Here is a 559-nt window from a genome sequence, read left to right as displayed (position 1 = left end):
ATTGTGAAAAATAGAGAGACTCGAACATGTCTTAACCCCATTCCTTATTACGGAGGAATGAGACGACATGTCGTTTCAATTTTCAGCTTGTTCCGGATTGTTAAAGAGCAAATACTTCGCAGTACACCGTCACCGGTACACTCTGAAGTAAGTTTTGGTGCATGAAATGATGGTGGAGCTAAGCGGGATCGAACCGCTGACCTCCTGCGTGCAAGGCAGGCGCTCTCCCAGCTGAGCTATAGCCCCATCGATTTCGTAAAACCTTTGATTACCTTAATTTTCATCTGGTCAAGGCGCAACTTAGCGACGCATACTGAAGTATGCGAGTCTGAGGTGCAACGCAGAACAGGGGAAAATTTGGTAGGCCTGAGTGGACTTGAACCACCGACCTCACCCTTATCAGGGGTGCGCTCTAACCACCTGAGCTACAAGCCTATAAGGTTTTACTGCTCGTTTTCTATCAGACAATCTGTGTGAGCACTACGCGGGTTGTATCTTTTAGGTAAGGAGGTGATCCAACCGCAGGTTCCCCTACGGTTACCTTGTTACGACTTCACCC

Annotated in this window: 2 tRNA genes and 1 rRNA gene; all 3 read right to left on the bottom strand. The window is 47.9% G+C overall.

What is annotated here, in order from left to right:
• Positions 1-170: 170 nt before the first annotated feature.
• Positions 171-246: transfer RNA gene (locus ACR6JA_RS21990), tRNA-Ala, on the bottom strand.
• Between the two features lie 112 nt (positions 247-358).
• A tRNA-Ile gene (locus tag ACR6JA_RS21985) sits at positions 359-435 on the bottom strand.
• A gap of 68 nt (positions 436-503) precedes the next feature.
• A 16S ribosomal RNA gene (locus ACR6JA_RS21980) occupies positions 504-559 on the bottom strand; the annotation flags it as partial.

The organism is Cedecea sp. B1(4) (assembly GCF_059414925.1).
The sequence above is the reverse complement of the archived record's forward strand: the minus strand, read 5'-3'. Positions and strand labels throughout refer to the sequence as shown.